The sequence below is a fragment of the Streptomyces sp. DH10 genome, assembly GCF_029813805.1.
In the GTDB taxonomy this organism is placed as follows: domain Bacteria; phylum Actinomycetota; class Actinomycetes; order Streptomycetales; family Streptomycetaceae; genus Streptomyces; species Streptomyces coeruleofuscus.
In genome coordinates, this window is record NZ_JARVKU010000002.1 from 581,646 (window position 1) to 600,735 (window position 19,090).

Genomic DNA, 19,090 nt, shown 5'->3' on the forward strand with positions numbered 1-19,090 from the left:
GGAGGCGGAGGGCGGCTGGGGGACCGGCCGAGGGAGGGGAGGGGGCGGGGAGCCGGATACCGTCGGGGGGTGACCGACCAGCCCCAGCCCAGCACCCCGGCCGCCGCTCCCGACCTCTTCACCTGGGAGTTCGCGAGCAATCCCTACCCCGCCTACGCCTGGCTCCGCGAGCACGCCCCCGTGCACCGCACCAAGCTGCCCAGCGGCGTGGAGGCCTGGCTGGTCACGCGGTACGCCGACGCCAAGCAGACGCTCGCCGACCACCGGCTCTCCAAGAACCCCGCGCATCACGCCGAACCCGCGCACGCCAAGGGCAAGACCGGCATCCCCGGCGAGCGCAAGGCCGAGCTGATGACGCATCTGCTCAACATCGACCCGCCGGACCACACCCGGCTGCGGCGGCTCGTGTCCAAGGCGTTCACGCCCCGACGGGTCGCCGAGTTCGCGCCGCGGGTGCAGGAGCTCACGGACGGGCTCATCGACGGGTTCGCGCGGAAGGGGTCCGCCGACCTCATCCACGAGTTCGCGTTCCCGCTCCCCATCTACGCCATCTGCGACCTGCTCGGCGTCCCCCGCGAAGACCAGGACGACTTCCGCGACTGGGCGGGGATGATGATCCGTCACCAGGGCGGGCCCAGGGGCGGCGTGGCGCGGTCCGTGAAGAAGATGCGCGGCTACCTCGCCGACCTCATCCACCGCAAGCGGGAGGCGCTGCCCACCGAGCCCGCCCCCGGCGAGGACCTCATCTCCGGTCTCATCCGCGCCTCCGACCACGGTGAGCACCTCACCGAGAACGAGGCCGCTGCCATGGCCTTCATCCTGCTGTTCGCCGGCTTCGAGACGACCGTGAACCTGATCGGCAACGGCACCTACGCCCTGCTCACCCACCCCGAGCAGCGCGCGCGGCTCCAGGCGTCCCTCGCCGCCGGGGAGACCGGCCTCCTGGAGACCGGCGTCGAGGAGCTCCTGCGCTACGACGGGCCCGTCGAACTCGCCACCTGGCGGTTCGCCACCCAGCCGCTCACCATCGGCGGGCAGCGGATCGCGCCCGGTGACCCGGTCCTCGTCGTCCTGGCCGCCGCGGACCGGGATCCGGAGCGGTTCGCCGATCCGGACGTGCTCGACCTCGCCCGCCGCGACAACCAGCACCTCGGTTACGGCCACGGCATCCACTACTGCCTCGGCGCCCCGCTCGCCCGCCTGGAGGGCCAGACCGCGCTCGCCACGCTCCTCACCCGCCTCCCGGACCTGCGGCTCGCCGCGGATCCGGCCGAGCTGAGATGGCGCGGCGGCCTCATCATGCGCGGGCTGCGCACCCTGCCGGTGGAGTTCACGCCGGCCCCAAGGTGACACGCCGTCAGGAATGTGATCTTCACGTGATCTGTGCGGCATGAACTTGTGACAAGTGATCGTCTGCCGATACGTTCACCCATCATCAGCGCGGCCGGGGGACCCTGCGCCGCGCCGGTCACTGCTGTCTCGCGAAAGGTCTCCGTATGCTCTCCGGGAACGGTCGGCACCGTCGCCCCCGCCAGGCTCCGGCTCTCCTCGTCGCGGCCGGAGTGACCGGCTCCGCCATCGCGATTCCGCTCCTCGGAGCCTCCGGCGCCAGCGCGGCCGACGGCACGACCTGGGACCGGGTCGCAGACTGCGAGACCGGCGGCGCCTGGAGCCAGAACACCGGCAACGGGTACTTCGGCGGCCTCCAGTTGTCCCAGGAGGACTGGGAGAACCACGGCGGCCTCGACTACGCCCCGAGTGCCGACCTGGCCAGCCGTTCCCAGCAGATAGCCGTGGCCGAGAGAATCCTCGCCGACCAGGGGGTCGGCGCGTGGCGCACCTGCGGGCTGCTCTCGGGTCTCCAGCAGGACAAGGACTCGGACACGTCCGGCTCGTCCGCTCCGACGGACTCGCCCGGACTGCTCGACTCCTCCGAGTCGTCTCCTTCGTCTTCTCCGTCCGCGTCGCCGTCCCCTGACGCGCCGTCGACCTCGGAGGACGAAACCGCCAAGTCCGACAAGTCGTCCGATTCCGCCGATTCCTCGACGCAGGAGCAGCCGCGGGACCAGTCGCAGGACCAGGACTCCGACAGCTCCCCCTCGGCCGGTCCCGAGAGTGACAAGTCTGACAAGTCGCCACAGAACGACGACTCTTCGGCCCTCACCGACACCGGCTCCGGCCGCCATCGAGGCCCCAGTGCCGACGAGGACACCGCGGCTGAGGACGGCCGTCCGTCCGGGGTCGCGGGCCGCCACGCCTCGCGCGGCGACGAAGCCTCGCGCGAGGCGACGGACGGCCCCTACGTCGTCCGTCCCGGCGACAGCCTCTGGTCCATCGCCGACTCCCTTGACCTCAGCGGCGGATGGCGCGCGCTCTACGTCGGCAACGAGGTGGCCGTCGGCGTCGACCCGAACCTCATCCGCCCCGGTCAGAAGCTCACGGTACGGGTCGAAGCGGGCGACGAGTAGCTGGTGGGGCAGTACGGAAACGGCGGCGGAAGTCACCCCTAAACCGTGCGAGTTCACGCCACCGTTCGTACCGAATGTCCCGTATAAGCCCGGTGAGAGATAGATCTCAGAAGCCCTGATCGTCTTTGAAATTCCGCGGATCGCATGTCTACGGTCATGACCGCTCGTCACCACGAGCCCCGGCTGCCGCAACGCCGAATCCTGCCAGCGGCCGCACGGGAACAGTCGTCGCGTCAAGCGCCGTAGGCAGGAGCGGGGGACCCAAGGTAAGTGCCGGGCCCGGCGGTTGAGGCAACTCGACGGCAGGTCCGGCTTGGGGTGAAGCCGCGTCCCGGGAGGGACGCGGCCGGGCAACTCAACCGGCCCGAACCCGACAGCTCACCTCGTAGGCGTCGGTGAGGGGATCTCTCCATGCTGTTTTCCGGCAAGGGCACGCACCGCCGTCCGTCCAAGGCCTCTCGGGTCATCGCCATCGCCGGTGTCACCGGTGCCGCCGTCGCCGCCCCGCTGATGGCGGCCGGCAACGCCTCCGCCGCCACCGCCTCCGAGTGGGACGCCGTCGCCCAGTGCGAGTCCGGCGGCAACTGGTCGATCAACACCGGCAACGGCTACTACGGCGGTCTGCAGTTCTCCGCCTCCACCTGGTCCGGCTACGGCGGCACCAAGTACGCCTCCACCGCCGACCAGGCCACCAAGTCCCAGCAGATCGAGATCGCCGAGAAGGTCCTCGCGGGCCAGGGCAAGGGTGCCTGGCCGGTCTGCGGCAAGGGCCTGTCGAGCGCCGGCTACAGCGGCGGCTCCGAGCAGAGCAGCGGCTCCACCGAGACCCGCCAGACCGAGCAGCAGCCGGCCTCCCGCTCCGACGAGCGCCCGGCCCAGACCCAGAAGACCCAGAAGACCGTCACCACCCCGACCGGCAAGAAGGTCAAGAAGGGCGACGGCGAGTACAAGGTCGTCAAGGGCGACACCCTCAGCTCCATCGCGACCGAGCAGAAGGTCGAGGGCGGCTGGGAGAAGCTGTTCGAGCTGAACAAGGACATCATCACGGACGCCAACCTGATCTACCCGGGCCAGCAGCTGCACCTGAAGTAAGCAGCGGCCCACCCCCGTCCCCACGGGCTCCCCGCCCCGGCGCGTCATCCCCCGTGCGCGCCGGGGCGGGGTTTTTTCTGCCGGTCTTTGCGATCCGGCTTTGTTCCGTTCGGAAACAATTTACTCTCGGTTCTGTCCATGGGGTGGGCGACCCGGTGGCCGATCGCCCGGAGCCGGTTAGGCTCATGTCGCGAGCCACCGCGGCCCGCGCCTCGCCGGGCCCCCGCGGCCCGCGTACCCGCGTCACATGAAGAAGGAGATGCTCGTGCCGTCCATCGACGTCGTCGTAGCCCGGGAAATCCTGGACTCCCGAGGCAACCCCACGGTCGAGGTCGAGGTCGGCCTCGACGACGGCAGCACCGGTCGTGCCGCCGTCCCGTCCGGCGCCTCCACGGGCGCCTTCGAGGCCATCGAGCTGCGCGACGGCGACTCGAACCGCTACCTCGGCAAGGGTGTGGAGAAGGCCGTCCTCGCGGTCATCGAGCAGATCGGCCCGGAGCTGGTCGGCTACGACGCCACCGAGCAGCGCCTGATCGACCAGGCCATGTTCGACCTGGACGCCACCGACAACAAGGGCTCCCTCGGCGCCAACGCCATCCTCGGCGTCTCCCTCGCCGTCGCCCACGCCGCCTCCGAGGCCAGCGACCTTCCGCTGTTCCGCTACCTGGGCGGCCCGAACGCGCACCTGCTGCCGGTGCCGATGATGAACATCCTGAACGGCGGCTCGCACGCCGACTCCAACGTGGACATCCAGGAGTTCATGATCGCCCCGATCGGCGCGGAGTCCTTCTCCGAGGCCCTGCGCTGGGGCGCCGAGGTCTACCACACGCTGAAGAAGGTCCTGAAGTCGAAGGGCCTGGCCACCGGCCTCGGCGACGAGGGCGGCTTCGCCCCGAACCTCGGCTCCAACCGCGAGGCCCTCGACCTCATCCTCGAGGCGATCAACGAGGCCGGCTACACCCCCGGCGAGCAGATCGCCCTGGCCCTCGACGTCGCCGCGTCCGAGTTCTACAAGGACGGCGTCTACACCTTCGAGGGCAAGGACCGCTCGGCCGCCGAGATGACCGAGTACTACGCGGAGCTCGTCGACGCGTACCCGCTCGTCTCCATCGAGGACCCGCTGTTCGAGGACGACTGGGAGGGCTGGAAGACCATCACCGACAAGCTCGGTGACAAGGTCCAGCTCGTCGGCGACGACCTGTTCGTCACCAACCCCGAGCGCCTCGCCCGCGGCATCGAGGAGGGCGCGGCCAACGCCCTGCTGGTCAAGGTCAATCAGATCGGTTCGCTGACCGAGACCCTGGACGCCGTGGAGCTGGCCCAGCGCAACGGCTTCAAGTGCATGATGTCCCACCGCTCCGGCGAGACCGAGGACGTCACCATCGCCGACCTCGCCGTCGCCACCAACTGCGGCCAGATCAAGACCGGCGCTCCGGCCCGCTCCGAGCGCGTCGCCAAGTACAACCAGCTCCTGCGCATCGAGGAGATCCTCGACGACGCGGCGGTGTACGCCGGCCGCAGCGCGTTCCCGCGCTTCAAGGGCTGACCTGGCCCGCAAGTAGCAGCGTCGTACGTACGTCCCCGTGCCCGGTCCCGTACCGTGTCCGGGGACGTACGCGCGTATGACGGTGGAGCGGGAGGCGGACAGACATGGCCGTGAAGGACCGGGACCGGTTCTCCACCGCGACCAGGATCCGGCTGCTCGGCGAGCAGACCGCGGCCCGGGTCTACCGCTCCCAGACCAAGCGCCAGGCCCGGCGCTCCCGGCTGACCGGCCGGGCCGCGCTGCTCGCCCTGGTGATGTGCTCGCTGATCGTGGCCCTGGCCTACCCGATGCGGGAGTACGTCTCGCAGCGCGCCGAGATCGACGACCTCCAGCGCGAACAGCAGCAGGCCCGGCAGCGCGTCGAACGGCTGCGCGACCAGAAGGCGCGCTGGCAGGACGACGCGTACGCCGAGCAGCAGATCCGGAAGCGGTTGCACTACGTCATGCCGGGGGAGACGGGGTTCATCGTCGTCGACCCGCACGCGGCGCGGCAGTCGCGCGCCGACCTCGGGGCGGCCGACCGCCCCTGGTACTCGAACGTCTGGGACGGGGTCGACAAGGCCGACGCCTCCGACCAGTGAAGTGACCCGAGAGAACACCCAGAGAAAGACAGCCTGAACACAGTCATGGAAACGCCCCCGCCGACCACTCCGCGCACCGAGCCCACCGACGCGGACGTCGAGGCCTTCAAGCAGCAGCTCGGCCGGCCCCCGCGCGGCCTGCGCGCGATCGCGCACCGGTGCCCGTGCGGGCAGCCCGACGTCGTCGAGACGGCCCCGCGGCTGCCGGACGGCACGCCGTTCCCCACGCTGTACTACCTGACGTGCCCGCGCGCCGCCTCGGCGATCGGCACGCTGGAGGCGAACGGCGTGATGAAGGAGATGACCGAGCGGCTGGCCTCGGACCCGGAGCTGGCGGCGGCGTACCGAGCGGCGCACGAGGACTACATCAGGCGCCGTGACGAGATCGAGGAGCTGAAGAACTTCCCGAGCGCGGGCGGCATGCCGGACCGGGTGAAGTGCCTGCACGTGCTCGTGGCGCACTCGCTGGCCGCGGGGCCCGGGGTGAACCCGCTCGGGGACGAGGCGATCGGGATGCTGCCGGAGTGGTGGCTCAAGGGCCCGTGCGTGACCGATGCCGAGGAGGACGCCCAGTGACCCGTGTCGCCGCCGTGGACTGCGGTACGAACTCCATCCGGCTCCTGGTCGCCGACGCCGACCCTGCCACCGGCGAACTGGTCGACCTGGACCGCCGGATGACCATCGTGCGGCTCGGGCAGGGCGTCGACCGCACCGGCCGGCTCGCCCCCGAGGCGCTCCAGCGGACCTTCGCGGCCTGCCGCGAGTACGCCGGGACCATCAAGGAGCACGGCGCGGAGCGACTGCGGTTCGTGGCGACCTCCGCCTCCCGGGACGCCGAGAACCTGGACGAGTTCGTGCGCGGCGTGCTGGACATCCTGGGCGTCGAGCCCGAGGTGATCTCCGGGGACCAGGAGGCCGAGTTCTCCTTCACCGGCGCCACCAAGGAGCTCGCCGGGCGCGACCATCTGGCCAAGCCCTACCTCGTGGTGGACATCGGCGGCGGTTCGACCGAGTTCGTCGTCGGTGACGACCACGTCCGTGCGGCACGCTCGGTGGACATCGGCTGTGTCCGCATGACCGAGCGTCACCTGGTCCGGGACGGGGCCGTGACCGACCCGCCGTCCGAGGAGCAGATCGCGGCGATGCGGGCGGACATCGACGCCGCCCTCGACCTCGCCGAGGAGACGGTCCCGCTGCGCGAGGCCCGCACGCTGGTCGGCCTGGCCGGATCCGTGACGACCGTGTCGGCGATCGCCCAGGAGCTGCCCGAGTACGACCCGGCCGCCATCCACCACTCCCGCGTCTCCCGCGAGAAGGTCCGCGAGATCACCGACTGGCTGCTGCGCTCCACGCACGCCGAGCGCGCGGCCGTGCCCTCCATGCACCCGGGCCGGGTGGACGTGATCGGGGCGGGGGCCCTCGTACTGCTGTCGATCATGGAGCGGATCGGCGCGGAGGAGGTCGTGGTCAGCGAGCACGACATCCTTGACGGCATCGGCTGGTCCTTGGCCTGACCGCCTACAGGTTGCGGTACACGTCCCGCCGGTCGCCTACCTTGACGACGAGGATGACGAGCTCACCATCGTTGATCTGGTAGGCGACCCTGTAGCTGCCGACCCTGAGCCGGTAGAGCCCGGACGGGCCGGTGAGCTTCTTGACATCGGCGTCCTCGCGGTACGGATCGTCGCCGAGCGCGGTCAACGCGGTCAGGATGCGCATGGCATCGTGCCGGCTGATGGCCCGAAGCTGCCGCTGTGCAGCGGTAGTGAACCGGAAGGCGTACTTCACGCGGCGCCTTCACCGCGCTCGCTGAACAGGTCCGCCAGCAGCTCGGCCATGGAAACGGTGGGCCCGCCGTCGGCCAGAACTGCTTCCGCCTCCCGGGCCAGCATCACGTCGGCCGCCTCCTCCAGCGCTTCGAAGTCGCTGATAGGCACGACCGCGGCTACTGGGGCGCCGTTGCGCGTTATAACGGTCGGAGTGCCTTCCTCGGCGCGGTTGATGTGTTCCGCGAGGTGTGCGCGTGCTTCCCTGACGGTCACGGTGTTATCAGCCATGAAAGTAGTGTACGCATTTCCGTGTACACCAGCCAGGTGTGGACGTCGCCTCGTACGGGAGACGCGTTCATGGGAAATCCTCGACGGCATCGTGTGGTCCGTCGCCCAGGACAGGCTCCAGGCCGCTTCTGAGCAGGCAAGGATCACGTTTGAGCGGGTCCGAGGGGCGCGTGTGCGCCCCTCGGGGCCAGGCCCCCGGAAAAGTTCGTGAAGTTCTTCACAAGGAATTCGGCACTCCAGGGCGACGAGAAGGGCCGCGTTGACCCTTCTGGGGGCCTGATGGCCCTTTGAACGTGTTCAGAAGCATGGTATGGGCGTGTCCGGAGAGGGCGCCGGCGGAAGGCCCGACGGGGCACTCACAGGGGAGTCGGCGGGCCAGAGAGGCAGCTCACGCGGCATTGACAACGGTCCGCAGTGCACAAAGGGACCCGGTTGTCACCATGACATGGATCACGGGAGTCGCGGAGGATAACACACCCCCCGGAAGAGCTTGTGAAGGGGCGCACGAGCTACCCCCCTGAGGCGGGTGGATACTCGATGGCATGAGCACCACGGAGCGTCCCAGGATCCTCGTAGTAGGCGGTGGGTACGTAGGCCTGTACGCAGCTCGGCGCATTCTCAAGAAGATGCGCTACGGCGAGGCGACCGTCACGGTCGTCGACCCCCGGTCGTACATGACCTACCAGCCCTTCCTCCCCGAAGCCGCCGCCGGCAACATCTCCCCGCGCCACGTCGTCGTCCCGCTGCGACGCGTGCTGCCGAAGGCGGAGGTCCTCACCGGCCGGGTCACCACCATCGACCAGGACCGCAAGGTCGCCACGATCGCGCCGCTGGTCGGCGAGGCGTACGAGCTGCCCTTCGACTACCTGGTCGTCGCGCTCGGCGCGGTCTCCCGCACCTTCCCGATCCCCGGCCTCGCCGAGCAGGGCATCGGCATGAAGGGCATCGAGGAGGCCATCGGCCTGCGCAACCACGTCCTCGAGCAGCTCGACAAGGCCGACTCCACCAACGACGAGGAGATCCGCCGCAAGGCGCTCACCTTCGTCTTCGTGGGCGGCGGTTTCGCCGGTGCGGAGACCATCGGCGAGGTCGAGGACATGGCCCGCGACGCGGCCAAGTACTACAAGAACGTGTCCCGCGAGGACATGCGCTTCATCCTGGTCGACGCCGCCGACAAGATCCTCCCCGAGGTCGGCCCCAAGCTCGGCAAGTACGGTAAGGAGCACCTCGAGGGCCGCGGCGTCGAGGTCTACCTGTCCACCTCCATGGACTCCTGCGTAGACGGCCACGTGGTGCTGAAGAACGGCCTCGAGGTCGACTCCAGCACCATCGTCTGGACCGCCGGCGTCAAGCCCAACCCGGTCCTCTCCCGCTACGGCCTGCCCCTCGGCCCCCGCGGCCACGTCGACTGCGAGACCACACTCCAGGTCAAGGGCACCGACTACATCTGGGCCGCGGGCGACAACGCCCAGGTCCCGGACCTCGTCGGCCGCAAGGCGGGCAACGAGAACGCCTGGTGCCCGCCGAACGCGCAGCACGCGCTGCGTCAGGCCCGGGTCCTCGGCGACAACGTCCTGTCCGGCATGCGGGGCTTCCCGCAGCAGGACTACTCCCACGCCAACAAGGGAGCGGTGGCCGGTCTCGGCCTCCACAAGGGCGTCGCGATGATCGTCATGGGCAAGATGAAGATCAAGCTCAAGGGCCGTCTCGCCTGGTACATGCACCGTGGCTACCACGGCATGGCCATGCCGACCTGGAACCGCAAGATCCGCGTCTTCGCCGACTGGACGCTCGGCATGTTCCTCAAGCGCGAGGTCGTCTCGCTCGGCGCGATCGAGACGCCGCGCGAGGAGTTCTACGAGGCCGCCAAGCCGGCCCCGGTCGCCTCCGCGCCGAAGGAGAAGACCGAGGCGAAGGCCAAGGAGAAGACCGAGGAGAAGGCCAAGGCGTCCTGACCTCCGGCCCCCTCCCGTCCTGACGGAGGGACCTGCACGCAGGACCTCCACTGCCGGACTCCGCCGAAGGACCTCCCGCCATCCGTGGTGCGGGAGGTCCTTCGGCGTTCTCGCGGCATTCGCTCGGGGTAGTGGTTTGCCCGGACGTGACGCGTGCCGGGGACTGCGCCGAGGCCCCGCAGGTGCTTACGTGGTGTCGGACATTCCGGGATTCCCCGTCACGGAGGTGTACACCATGGCAGACGCCGCGCCGCGGCTCCAGGGCCTCTTCGCACAGTTGCTGGGAGCACCGCTACCGGTGCGCATCCGCGCCTGGGACGGTTCGCAGGCGGGCCCGCCGGGCGCGCCGATCCTGGTCGTACGCAACCGCCGCGCACTGCGCCGCCTGCTGTGGAAGCCGGGCGAACTCGGTCTGGCCCGGGCCTGGGTGGCGGGTGATCTCGACATCGACGGCGACCTCTACACCACCCTCGACCTGCTGGCCGGTCACATCTGGGAGCGCGACGAGGACGCCCGCACTCTCGCCCAGGCCCTGCGCGAGCCCGAGGTCCGCGCCGCCGTACGCGGGCTCGTCAAGCTCGCCGGGACCCCGCTGCCGCCCGCCCCGCCCCGCGAGGAGGCCCGTCGGCCGCGCCGCAACCTGCACACCAAGCGCACCGACAGACGCGCCATCAGCCACCACTACGACGTCGGCAACGACTTCTACGAGATCGTCCTCGGCCCGTCCATGGTGTACTCCTGCGCCTACTGGCCCAGCCCCGACAGCACCCTCGAACAGGCCCAGCACGACAAGCTGGAACTGGTCTGCCGCAAGCTCGGCCTGCGCCCCGGGCGGCGGCTGCTCGACGTCGGCTGCGGCTGGGGCTCGATGGCCGTCCACGCCGCCCGGGAGCACGGCGTGAGCGTCGTCGGCATCACGCTCTCCCAGGAGCAGGCCGCGTACGCCCGCAAGCGCGTCGCCGACGAGGGCCTCACCGACAAGGTCGAGATCCGCGTCCAGGACTACCGCGACGTCCGCGACGGGCCCTACGACGCGATCTCCTCCATCGGCATGGCCGAACACGTCGGCGCCGAACGGTACCTGGACTACGCCACCGACCTGCACGGGCTGCTGAAGCCCGGCGGGCGGCTCCTCAACCACCAGATCGCCCGCCGCCCGCAGCGGGACGAGACGGCGTACGACGCCGACGCGTTCATCGACTCCTACGTCTTCCCCGACGGCGAGCTCCAGCCCATCGGCGTCACCGTCGCCCAGTTGGAGCGCGCCGGGTTCGAGGTGCGCGACGTCGAGTCGATCCGCGAGCACTACGCCCTCACCCTGCGCCGGTGGGTCGCCCGCCTGGAGGCCGACTGGCAGCGTGCCGTCCAGCTGACCAGCCCCGGCCGCGCCCGCGTCTGGCGTCTGTACATGGCCGCCTCCGCGCTCGCCTTCGAGCACAACCGCATCGGCGTCAACCAGGTCCTGGCCGTTCGGACCCCCGAATCGGGAGAGTCGGGCATGCCGCTGCGCGCCCGTACCTGGAACTGAGCACGGAAGGGCCCCGGTTCCCGTCGGCGGGGGCCGGGGCCCTTTTGGTGTGATGGCCGGGAAGAGGACCGGGACCGCACTCGTGGCCCGTACCCGGGCGTGGGGTCCGCGGGCCCACGAGGCTGGGCACCGAACGGGCGACGCGCCCTCCCGAGCCCCCTTCCGGACCGCGCGACGGCCCTTGGCCCCGGCGGACCCGGCCCTGGCCTCAGCGGACCCGGTCCCGGACCCGGCCCCCTGAACCCGGACCTGGCCCGGGCGACCCCCGGCCCCGGCCCCGCACCCGCCCCCGAACGCAGACCCCGCGGGTCCCCCCGGACCCGCACCCGACACGCGTCGCCAGGTGCCCTGGCCCCCGAACCCGGGGCCCGGCCCTGCACCCGCACCCGGCCCCCGAACGCAGACCCCGCGGGTCCCCCCGGACCCGACACGCGTCGCCAGGTGCCCCGGCCCCCGAACCCGCGGCCCCGGCCCTGCACCCGCACCCGGCCCCCGAACGCAGACCCCGCGGGTCCCCCCGGACCCGGACCCGACACGCGTCGCCAGGTGCCCCGGCCCCCGGGCCTGCACCGGACACGCGTCGCCGGGTGCTCCGGCCCCGGCCCCGCGGCTCCGGCCCCGGCCCCGCGGCTCCGGCCCCGGCCCCGCGGCTCCGGCCCCGGCCCCGCGGCTCCGGCCCCGGCCCCCGAACCCGCCCCCGACACGCGCCGCCAGGTGCTTCAGGGTTCCGCCTGCACGCGGAGCCGAGACGCCGAAGGGCCCCTTTTCCCGCCGTGGGAAAGGGGCCCTTCCGCGTCTCGGCCTACTCCGCCTTGATCGCCTCCAGCATGTTCAGCCGGGCCGCACGCCGGGCCGGCCACAGCGCGGCGAGGACGCCCACCGTCGCGGCCAGCAGCAGGAAGATGCCCATCCGCGCCCAGGGCAGGACGAGTTCGTAGGTTGCCATCCTCGTGGCCAGCAGCTCACCGGCCGCCCAGCCGAAGAACACGCCCAGGCCGATGCCCAGCACCCCGCCGAACAGGGAGATCACCAGGGACTCCAGGCGGACCATGCGCTTGATGCCCTTGCGGTCCAGGCCGATCGCCCGGAGCATGCCGATCTCCTGGGAGCGTTCGAAGACCGACATCGCCAGGGTGTTGATGACCCCGAGGACCGCCACGATCACCGCCATGGCGAGCAGGCCGTAGACCATGTTCAGCATCAGTGTGAACATCTGCGCGATCTCGTTGGAGATGGCCTGCTTGTCCTGGACCTTGATCGCCGGGTTGGTGCCGAGGGCCTTCTCCAGCTTGTCCTGCGTCGCGCCGGACGTGCCGCCGGAGGTCTTCACCATGACCTTCATGTTGTACGGGTCCGACTCGTGCGGGGCGAGGGTCGCCTGGTCGAGCAGGATGCCGCTCAGGAAGTCGTTGCTCTCGTAGGTCCCGGCGACCGTCAGCTTCTGCTTCTTGCCGTCCTCGAAGGAGACCGTGAAGGCGGACCCGGCCTTCCAGCCGTAGGACTTGGCGGTCTCGCTGTCCACGACGATCCGGGTGCCGCCGACCTTGAAGGAACCGGTGTCGACCTTCGGGCCGGCCAGCTCGCCGATCGCCGCGCCGTTGACGCCGGTCAGGTACTCGGTCCGGCCGTCGATCCGGGAGACGGCGTTGAGCATCGGGCTGGTGGCGGTGACGCCGTCGGTCCGCTCCAGCTTCTTCTCGACGTCCGGCGACAGCGGGTTGCCGTTCGCCATGGACACCACGTAGTCCGCCTTGATCGACGACGACGCCATCTTCTCGATGGCCTGCTGGAGGCTGCCCGCCATCACCGTCATACCGGTGATCAGGGTCAGGCCGATCATCAGCGCCGAGGCGGTGGCGGCCGTGCGGCGAGGGTTGCGCACCGAGTTCTGCCGGGCCAGCTTGCCGGAGATGCCGAAGGCGCGCAGCACGGGCGCCGCGGCGGCGATCAGCGGGCGGGACAGCAGCGGGGTCAGGATGAACACGCCGATGATCAGCAGCACCGCGCCGAAGCCCATGGGCACCTGGCCGTCCGAGCCGTCCATCGTGGTGGCCACCAGGATGACCGCGATGCCCGCGGCCGAGACCAGGGCGCCCAGCGTGTTGCGCAGCACCAGCGACTTGGTCGTGGCCTTGGCGTGCACGCTGTTCATGGCCGCCACCGGCGGGATCTTCGCGGCCCGGCGGCCCGGCAGCCACGCCGCCAGCATGGTCACCAGGATGCCGACCGCGAGCGCGGTGAGGATCGTGGCGGGCTTGATGATCAGCGGCCCGTCCGGCACGGTCGCGTCGAACGTCCCCATCAGGGAGCGCAGTCCGGCCCCGATGCCGATGCCCGCGACCAGCCCGGCGACGGCGGCGACCGCGCCGACCACGAACGCCTCGATGAGCACCGACCGCGTCACCTGCCGCCGCGAGGCGCCGACCGCCCGCATCAGCGCCAGCTCCTTGGTGCGCTGGGCGACCAGCATGGTGAAGGTGTTGGCGATGATGAACGTGCCGACGAACAGGGCGATACCGGCGAAGACCAGCAGGGCCGTCTGCATGCCGCTCATCGACCGGGCGATCGTCTCCGCCTGGTCGTCGGCGAGTTGCTTGCCCGTGGTGGTCGCGACGGTGCCCTCGGGCAGCGCCTTGTCCAGCTCCGCCTTCAGCGCGGCCTGTGTGACGCCCGGCTTCGCCTTGACGTCGATCTGGTCGTAGACGCCCGCCTTGCCGAACAGCTTCTGGGCGGTCGCCGTGTCGAACAGGGTGAGGCTGCCGCCGGCCGCGACGTTGCCGTCGTCGGTGGTGAAGATGCCGGTGATCTTCGGGGTCAGGACCGGCCCGTCGACCGACATGCGTACGGTGTCGCCGACCTTGTATCCGGCGCGCTTCGCCGTCTCGGAGTCGACGAGGACCTCGCCCCGGCCCTTGGGGGCGTGGCCGCTGACCAGGGGGTAGCGGGGGTCCTTGGTGCCCCAGTAGTTGCCGCCCTGCGACTGGAAGCCCTCGCCGATCAGCTTGCCGTCCTTGTCGGCGATGGCGGTGAAGCCCTGCACGACTCCGATGGCGGACGCGGCGCCGGGGACGCGCTCACTCTTGTCGAGCGTGGCCTGGGTCAGGTCGTGGAGCTTGCCGACCCGGTCGCCCTCGGCGTCCTGGTAGTCCGCCGTCATGGCGACGTCGACCTGGTCGAAGCCCTTGGCGGAACTCTTCTGGAAGGCGTCCGAGATGGTGTTGGTGAAGACCAGGGTCCCCGACACGAAGGCCACGCCGAGCATCACGGCGAGGACGGTCATCAGGAGCCGGGCCTTGTGCGCGAGCACGTTGCGCAAGGCGGTACGGAACATGGGTTCTTCTTCTCAGTCCTGTCGGTCCTGACGGGGGATCAGCTGGTGCGGCCCTTGGCGTCGAACGCCTTCATGCGGTCCAGGACCGACTCGGCCGTCGGCCGGTACATCTCGTCGACGATCCGCCCGTCGGCGAGGAAGATCACCCGGTCCGCGTAGGCCGCGGCCACCGGGTCGTGAGTCACCATCACCACCGTCTGGCCCAGCTCCCGAACGGAGTTGCGCAGGAAGCCCAGCACCTCGGCGCCGGAGCGCGAGTCGAGGTTTCCAGTGGGCTCGTCACCGAAGATGATCTCGGGCCGGGAGGCCAGCGCCCGCGCCACGGCGACGCGCTGCTGCTGACCGCCCGACAACTGTGCGGGGCGGTGGCTGAGCCGGTCCGCCAGACCCACCATCCGGATGACGGAGTCAAGCCACTGCTTGTCCGGCTTGCGGCCCGCGATGTCCATCGGGAGGGTGATGTTCTCCAGGGCCGTCAAGGTCGGCAGCAGGTTGAACGCCTGGAAGATGAAGCCGATCTTGTCCCGGCGCAGCTTGGTCAGCTGCTTGTCCTTCAGGGAGCCGAGCTCGGTGTCGCCGATGCGCACCGACCCGGAGGAGAAGGTGTCGAGACCGGCCACACAGTGCATCAGCGTCGACTTGCCGGAGCCGGAGGGACCCATGATCGCGGTGAACTCGGCCTGCCGGAAGTCGACGGACACCCGGTCGAGGGCGACCACCTGGGTCTCACCCTGTCCGTAGATCTTCGACAGATCCGTGGCGCGAGCGGCCACGGCGGTGGCCCGGTCGGTGAGCGGTGCGGTGGTCACGGGATGGCACTCCTGTCGGACGGCGGTGTTCTGGGACGGACTCGTTCCATCGTCCGGGTCCCACGCCGCCGTGTAGTCAGCCGTTGTTCCGGTTCCGGGGGCCGACTGGGGTCTGACCGCGAGGGGCGGCGTCATACCTGGGGATGACGAACGCCCCTGAGGGGAACGGGTGTCGGGGGAGGATCCGCTCAACACGCCGGGAAACCGAGCGGGACCGTGTCAAGAACAGGTGGAGTGCCCTTGTTCAGACGGTGAAATTCCGTCATTCCGCATGCGCCGCCGACAGCCGCCCGCAAGGCTACTGGCAAGTGCGGATGGCGCGTTCCATGTGCTGATGCACCCTCAGACGTCATTAAAATAAGACAACATCGGTCCGCCCTTCCGCTGTTCGGGGGACCCGTCCCGATAGTCTCGGAACCTCGATGCGGAGCCCATGGCCTGCCCGGATGGTGGAATGCAGACACGGCGAGCTTAAACCTCGCTGCCCCTTCGCGGGCGTGCCGGTTCAAGTCCGGCTCCGGGCACCTTCCGATCCCTGTGTGGTCCATTGAGAAGTTCGCGGCGTACCCGTTGACAGCGGTCGCATGCCGTCAGAGACTCACATCCAACAATGGTGAAAAAAACTTCACCACACGAACGGATGAGAAGAGGGCGTCCGATGCGCACCACCGTCGGCATCATCGGAGCCGGGCCCGCCGGCCTCCTCCTCGCCCGGCTGCTCCACAACGCCGGCATCGACTCGGTCGTCCTGGAGAGCCGCGACCGCGCCTATGTCGAGCGGCGGCAGCGCGCCGGCATCCTGGAGCAGGGCACCGCGGACGTGCTGCGCGCGGCCGGCGCCGGGGCGCGGATGGACCGCGAGGGGCTGCGCCACGACGGCATCGAACTGCGCTTCGACCGCAGGCGCCACCGCGTCGACTTCCCCGCCCTCACCGGCGGACGCTCCGTGATGGTCTACGCCCAGACCGAGGTCTGCAAGGACCTCATCGCCCTCCAGCTCGCCGAGGGCGGCCCGCTGCTGTTCGAGGCGGAGGCGCTGGCCGTGGAGGACGCCGGCACGGACGCCCCGCGCGTCCGCTTCCGGCACGAGGGCCGTGAGGACGTCCTGGAGTGCGAGTACGTCGTCGGCTGCGACGGCTTCTGGGGTGTGGCCCGCAAGGCGGTCCCGCCCGAACTGGTCCAGGTCTTCGAACGGACGTACCCCTTCGGCTGGCTCGGCATCCTCGCCGACGTGCCGCCCTCGCACGACGAGCTCGTCTACGCCCGCCACGACCGCGGCTTCGCCCTGCTCTCCATGCGCTCTCCGTCGGTCTCCCGCCTGTACCTCCAGGTACCCGACGGCACCGACGCCGAGGCGTGGAGCGACGAGGCGATCTGGGACGAGCTGGAGCGCCGCTTCGAGACCGCCGACGACTGGCGCCTGGAGCGCGGCCCGATCACCCAGAAGTCGGTCACGCCCATGCGCTCCTACGTCCACGAGCCGATGCGCCACGGCCGCCTCTTCCTCGCCGGCGACGCGGCCCACATCGTGCCGCCCACCGGCGCCAAGGGGCTGAACCTCGCCGCCGGCGACGTCGTGACGTTCGCCCGGGCCCTGGCCCACCGGCAGCAGACCGGCTCACCGGAACTGCTGGACGCCTACTCGGAGACCTGCCTGCGCCGGATCTGGCAGGCCGAGCGGTTCTCCTACGACATGACGACACTCCTGCACCGGGCCCCCGGCGCGACCGGCTTCGAGGACCGGCTCCAGCTCGCCCGGCTGGACCGCATCGCCTCCTCCCGTGCCGCCGAGACCGACCTGGCCGAGGGGTACACGGGCTTCCCGCTCGGGTGATGGCCCGGGTGGCGTAAGGACGGCGTCAGCGGGTGATCTCCGTCCGGTTCCGGACGTGTCGCAGCTTGGTGATGAATGACCCCCTCCGATGAGGGGAATCACGAAGCCGCGTAGCGTGTTGCGCAGCACGACGAGGGAAAGATCCTCCCCAAGCACTAGGGTCATTCCTTTGCCTACCTATTACTCTTGAGCCAAGGCCACGCAGTGTTGGCCATGGAGGAGTGAAATGAGGAGCAGAAACCCGGTCTTCTCGCGACGGGGGTTCAGCCGCGACAACGGCTACGCGGGCTTCAACACCGCGCCGCAGGCCGGGGGTCCCGCTGTCGCCACCCAGGGCAACCCGTACGCGCAGCCGACGGGCAACCCCTACGCGCAGAACCCGTACGCGCAGAACCCTTACGCCCAGCAGGACGTGCAGCACGGCGCGCCGCCGCAGGCCCCGGCCACCACCGGCCGGATGACCATCGACGACGTCGTCCTGCGCACGGCGAGCACGCTCGGTGTGCTCATCCTCACCGCGGCGCTCTCCTGGGCCCTGCTGCCGGTCGACGACGCCAACATCAGCCGTAGCTACGGCATCGGTATCGGCGCCGCGCTGATCGGCATGGTCCTGGCGTTCGTCCAGTCCTTCAAGCGCAAGGCCTCGCCCGCGCTGATCCTGACGTACGCCGCGTTCGAGGGTGTCTTCCTCGGCGTCGTGTCCAACATCGTCGACAGCCGCATCGCCGACGGCGCGGCCATGCAGGCCGTGATCGGCACCATGGCGGTCTTCGCCGGTGTGCTGATCGCCTACAAGGCCGGCTGGATCCGCGTCAACCGCCGCTTCTACGGCTTCGTGATGGCGGCCGCGCTCGGCTTCATCATGCTGATGATGGTGAACCTGCTGTTCGCGGTGTTCGGCGGCGGTGACGGCCTCGGCTTCCGCAGCGGTGCCCTCGGTGTCGTCTTCGGCGTCATCGGCATCATCCTCGGCGCCTGCTTCCTCGCCCTGGACTTCAAGCAGGTCGAGGACGGCGTCGCCTACGGCGCCCCGCGTGAGGAGGCGTGGCTCGCGGCCTTCGGCCTCACGCTGACGCTGGTGTGGATCTACCTGGAGTTCCTGAGGCTCATCTCGATCCTCAACAGCAACGACTAGTCTTTGACGCGTCGTGCGCGAAGGGCCCCGGCTCCGGCCGGGGCCCTTCGGCGTCTGCCGGGCGGGCCTCCGTCGTCGAGACGTGTCCGCGCCTAGAGCAGTTTGCGCGCGGCCCTCCTCAGGTCGTACTCGTGGATGATCGCCTTGGCGTGGCCGTACGCGAGGTTGTGTTCGTGCCGGAGCCAGCTGACCTTTTCCTCGAAACGGAAGAGTGCCGGGCCTTCTTCGACGGTGCGAAGCCAGTCGGAGATCTCACGACCGGTGCAGTGGGGGATGCGGGCGAGCATGTTGCGATGGGTCTCTTCGGAGAAGACTTGGGACATCGGCGCCTCCGGACGCTGGGATGTAAGCCGGTCCTTCAGGTCACCGTGCCTGAGTGTTCGCCCGTTGGCAACAGTCCCGGTGCGACGCGTACGCTCGCGGCGTGGTTGATACGACGCCTCTGACCCGTGCGGTGGATCACTTCGCCGATCGTTTGAGGGCCGCGCCCCAGAGCCGGTTGCAGCGGGGCGCTGCCGCCGAGGCTCTCGGGCTGGCCCGGGAGTTGGCCCGGAGGGCGCAGGTGCTCGAGGGTCTGGAGCCTCGGGAGATGCCGGATGCGGGGATGTTTGCAGCGGCAGATCAGATCACCGTTGCCGCGCATGATCTGGCGGTGGTGATTCCCAGTGGTGCCGATGTCGATGACGCGGTGCGGTTGGTCGAGGAGGCGCAGAAGCGGGCGGGGGTTTAGCGCCGTTCGCGGGTGCCGGTAGTT

At 70.1% G+C, this 19,090-nt stretch carries 17 protein-coding genes, 1 tRNA gene and 1 riboswitch; of the genes, 13 read left to right on the forward strand and 5 right to left on the reverse strand.

Features of this window, described 5'->3' with window-relative positions; all coding sequences use genetic code 11:
* Positions 1-69 precede the first annotated feature (69 nt).
* The 7 genes from QC385_RS06300 (at position 70) to QC385_RS06330 (ending at position 7,201) form a co-directional block, all read left to right on the forward strand.
* Complete coding sequence (locus QC385_RS06300) at positions 70-1,350, forward strand: cytochrome P450 family protein (RefSeq protein WP_279540261.1); 1,281 nt, start codon at positions 70-72, stop codon at positions 1,348-1,350.
* A 146-nt stretch (positions 1,351-1,496) separates the two neighbouring features.
* Positions 1,497-2,468 (forward strand): LysM peptidoglycan-binding domain-containing protein, encoded by a 972-nt coding sequence (locus QC385_RS06305; RefSeq protein ID WP_279540262.1) that lies wholly within the window; start codon positions 1,497-1,499, stop codon positions 2,466-2,468.
* Positions 2,469-2,696: 228 nt separating this feature from the next.
* A riboswitch (cyclic di-AMP (ydaO/yuaA leader) is annotated at positions 2,697-2,875 on the forward strand.
* Between the two features lie 4 nt (positions 2,876-2,879).
* Positions 2,880-3,560, forward strand: a complete 681-nt coding sequence (locus QC385_RS06310) for a transglycosylase family protein (protein ID WP_279540263.1) — start codon at positions 2,880-2,882, stop codon at positions 3,558-3,560.
* 265 nt (positions 3,561-3,825) lie between these two features.
* The gene (eno, locus tag QC385_RS06315; protein ID WP_059424418.1) at positions 3,826-5,106 is read left to right on the forward strand and encodes a phosphopyruvate hydratase; all 1,281 of its coding nucleotides are present in this window, start codon (positions 3,826-3,828) and stop codon (positions 5,104-5,106) included.
* Positions 5,107-5,210: 104 nt separating this feature from the next.
* Positions 5,211-5,687, forward strand: coding sequence for an FtsB family cell division protein (locus QC385_RS06320; protein WP_279540264.1), 477 nt, complete (start codon positions 5,211-5,213; stop codon positions 5,685-5,687).
* Between the two features lie 45 nt (positions 5,688-5,732).
* The gene (locus QC385_RS06325) at positions 5,733-6,263 is read left to right on the forward strand and encodes a DUF501 domain-containing protein (RefSeq protein WP_193504694.1); all 531 of its coding nucleotides are present in this window, start codon (positions 5,733-5,735) and stop codon (positions 6,261-6,263) included.
* Entirely contained in the window at positions 6,260-7,201 is a 942-nt protein-coding gene (locus tag QC385_RS06330) for a Ppx/GppA phosphatase family protein (RefSeq protein ID WP_279540265.1), read from the forward strand. The genes QC385_RS06325 and QC385_RS06330 overlap by 4 nt, the downstream gene beginning before the upstream one ends.
* Before the next feature lie 4 nt (positions 7,202-7,205).
* Here QC385_RS06330 and QC385_RS06335 read toward each other — a convergent pair whose 3' ends face one another.
* Both QC385_RS06335 and QC385_RS06340 read right to left on the reverse strand, forming a co-directional pair.
* Complete coding sequence (locus tag QC385_RS06335; protein WP_184910386.1) at positions 7,206-7,475, reverse strand: type II toxin-antitoxin system RelE family toxin; 270 nt, start codon at positions 7,473-7,475, stop codon at positions 7,206-7,208.
* Entirely contained in the window at positions 7,472-7,744 is a 273-nt protein-coding gene (locus QC385_RS06340) for a type II toxin-antitoxin system Phd/YefM family antitoxin (protein ID WP_102911240.1), read from the reverse strand. The genes QC385_RS06335 and QC385_RS06340 overlap by 4 nt, the downstream gene beginning before the upstream one ends.
* A 542-nt stretch (positions 7,745-8,286) precedes the next feature.
* Between QC385_RS06340 and QC385_RS06345 the strand changes: the two genes are divergently transcribed.
* On the forward strand, positions 8,287-9,699 hold the full coding sequence (locus tag QC385_RS06345) for an NAD(P)/FAD-dependent oxidoreductase (protein WP_279540266.1): 1,413 nt from the start codon (positions 8,287-8,289) through the stop codon (positions 9,697-9,699).
* A gap of 235 nt (positions 9,700-9,934) precedes the next feature.
* Positions 9,935-11,227, forward strand: coding sequence for a class I SAM-dependent methyltransferase (locus tag QC385_RS06350; protein WP_279540267.1), 1,293 nt, complete (start codon positions 9,935-9,937; stop codon positions 11,225-11,227).
* An 802-nt stretch (positions 11,228-12,029) separates the two neighbouring features.
* Here QC385_RS06350 and QC385_RS06355 read toward each other — a convergent pair.
* Positions 12,030-14,558, reverse strand: a complete 2,529-nt coding sequence (locus QC385_RS06355) for an ABC transporter permease (RefSeq protein ID WP_279540268.1) — start codon at positions 14,556-14,558, stop codon at positions 12,030-12,032.
* Between the two features lie 38 nt (positions 14,559-14,596).
* Positions 14,597-15,367: an ABC transporter ATP-binding protein gene (locus QC385_RS06360; protein ID WP_279540269.1), complete on the reverse strand. Its 771-nt coding sequence runs from the start codon at positions 15,365-15,367 to the stop codon at positions 14,597-14,599.
* Between the two features lie 440 nt (positions 15,368-15,807).
* Between QC385_RS06360 and QC385_RS06365 the strand changes: the two genes are divergently transcribed.
* From QC385_RS06365 to QC385_RS06375, 3 genes are all read left to right on the forward strand, one after another.
* A tRNA-Leu gene (locus QC385_RS06365) sits at positions 15,808-15,891 on the forward strand.
* A gap of 134 nt (positions 15,892-16,025) precedes the next feature.
* Positions 16,026-17,201 (forward strand): 4-hydroxybenzoate 3-monooxygenase, encoded by a 1,176-nt coding sequence (locus QC385_RS06370; protein WP_279540270.1) that lies wholly within the window; start codon positions 16,026-16,028, stop codon positions 17,199-17,201.
* 226 nt (positions 17,202-17,427) lie between these two features.
* The gene (locus tag QC385_RS06375) at positions 17,428-18,336 is read left to right on the forward strand and encodes a Bax inhibitor-1/YccA family protein (protein ID WP_279540271.1); all 909 of its coding nucleotides are present in this window, start codon (positions 17,428-17,430) and stop codon (positions 18,334-18,336) included.
* Between the two features lie 92 nt (positions 18,337-18,428).
* On the opposite strand, the gene QC385_RS06380 is transcribed toward QC385_RS06375, so the two are convergent.
* Positions 18,429-18,659 (reverse strand): DUF4287 domain-containing protein, encoded by a 231-nt coding sequence (locus QC385_RS06380; RefSeq protein WP_059424410.1) that lies wholly within the window; start codon positions 18,657-18,659, stop codon positions 18,429-18,431.
* A 101-nt stretch (positions 18,660-18,760) separates the two neighbouring features.
* Between QC385_RS06380 and QC385_RS06385 the strand changes: the two genes are divergently transcribed.
* Complete coding sequence (locus QC385_RS06385; protein WP_167537356.1) at positions 18,761-19,066, forward strand: hypothetical protein; 306 nt, start codon at positions 18,761-18,763, stop codon at positions 19,064-19,066.
* Positions 19,067-19,090 lie beyond the last annotated feature (24 nt).

Excerpts from the sequence above, each read along its gene's own strand:
- QC385_RS06305 (WP_279540262.1), top strand. The coding sequence starts at position 1,497 with ATGCTCTCCGGGAACGGTCGGCACCGTCGCCCCCGCCAGGCTCCGGCT.
- QC385_RS06310 (WP_279540263.1), top strand. The coding sequence starts at position 2,880 with ATGCTGTTTTCCGGCAAGGGCACGCACCGCCGTCCGTCCAAGGCCTCT.
- QC385_RS06320 (WP_279540264.1), top strand. The coding sequence starts at position 5,211 with ATGGCCGTGAAGGACCGGGACCGGTTCTCCACCGCGACCAGGATCCGG.
- QC385_RS06325 (WP_193504694.1), top strand. The coding sequence starts at position 5,733 with ATGGAAACGCCCCCGCCGACCACTCCGCGCACCGAGCCCACCGACGCG.
- QC385_RS06340 (WP_102911240.1), bottom strand. The coding sequence starts at position 7,744 with ATGGCTGATAACACCGTGACCGTCAGGGAAGCACGCGCACACCTCGCG.
- QC385_RS06345 (WP_279540266.1), top strand. The coding sequence starts at position 8,287 with ATGAGCACCACGGAGCGTCCCAGGATCCTCGTAGTAGGCGGTGGGTAC.
- QC385_RS06350 (WP_279540267.1), top strand. The coding sequence starts at position 9,935 with ATGGCAGACGCCGCGCCGCGGCTCCAGGGCCTCTTCGCACAGTTGCTG.
- QC385_RS06355 (WP_279540268.1), bottom strand. The coding sequence starts at position 14,558 with ATGTTCCGTACCGCCTTGCGCAACGTGCTCGCGCACAAGGCCCGGCTC.
- QC385_RS06370 (WP_279540270.1), top strand. The coding sequence starts at position 16,026 with ATGCGCACCACCGTCGGCATCATCGGAGCCGGGCCCGCCGGCCTCCTC.
- QC385_RS06375 (WP_279540271.1), top strand. The coding sequence starts at position 17,428 with ATGAGGAGCAGAAACCCGGTCTTCTCGCGACGGGGGTTCAGCCGCGAC.
- QC385_RS06380 (WP_059424410.1), bottom strand. The coding sequence starts at position 18,659 with ATGTCCCAAGTCTTCTCCGAAGAGACCCATCGCAACATGCTCGCCCGC.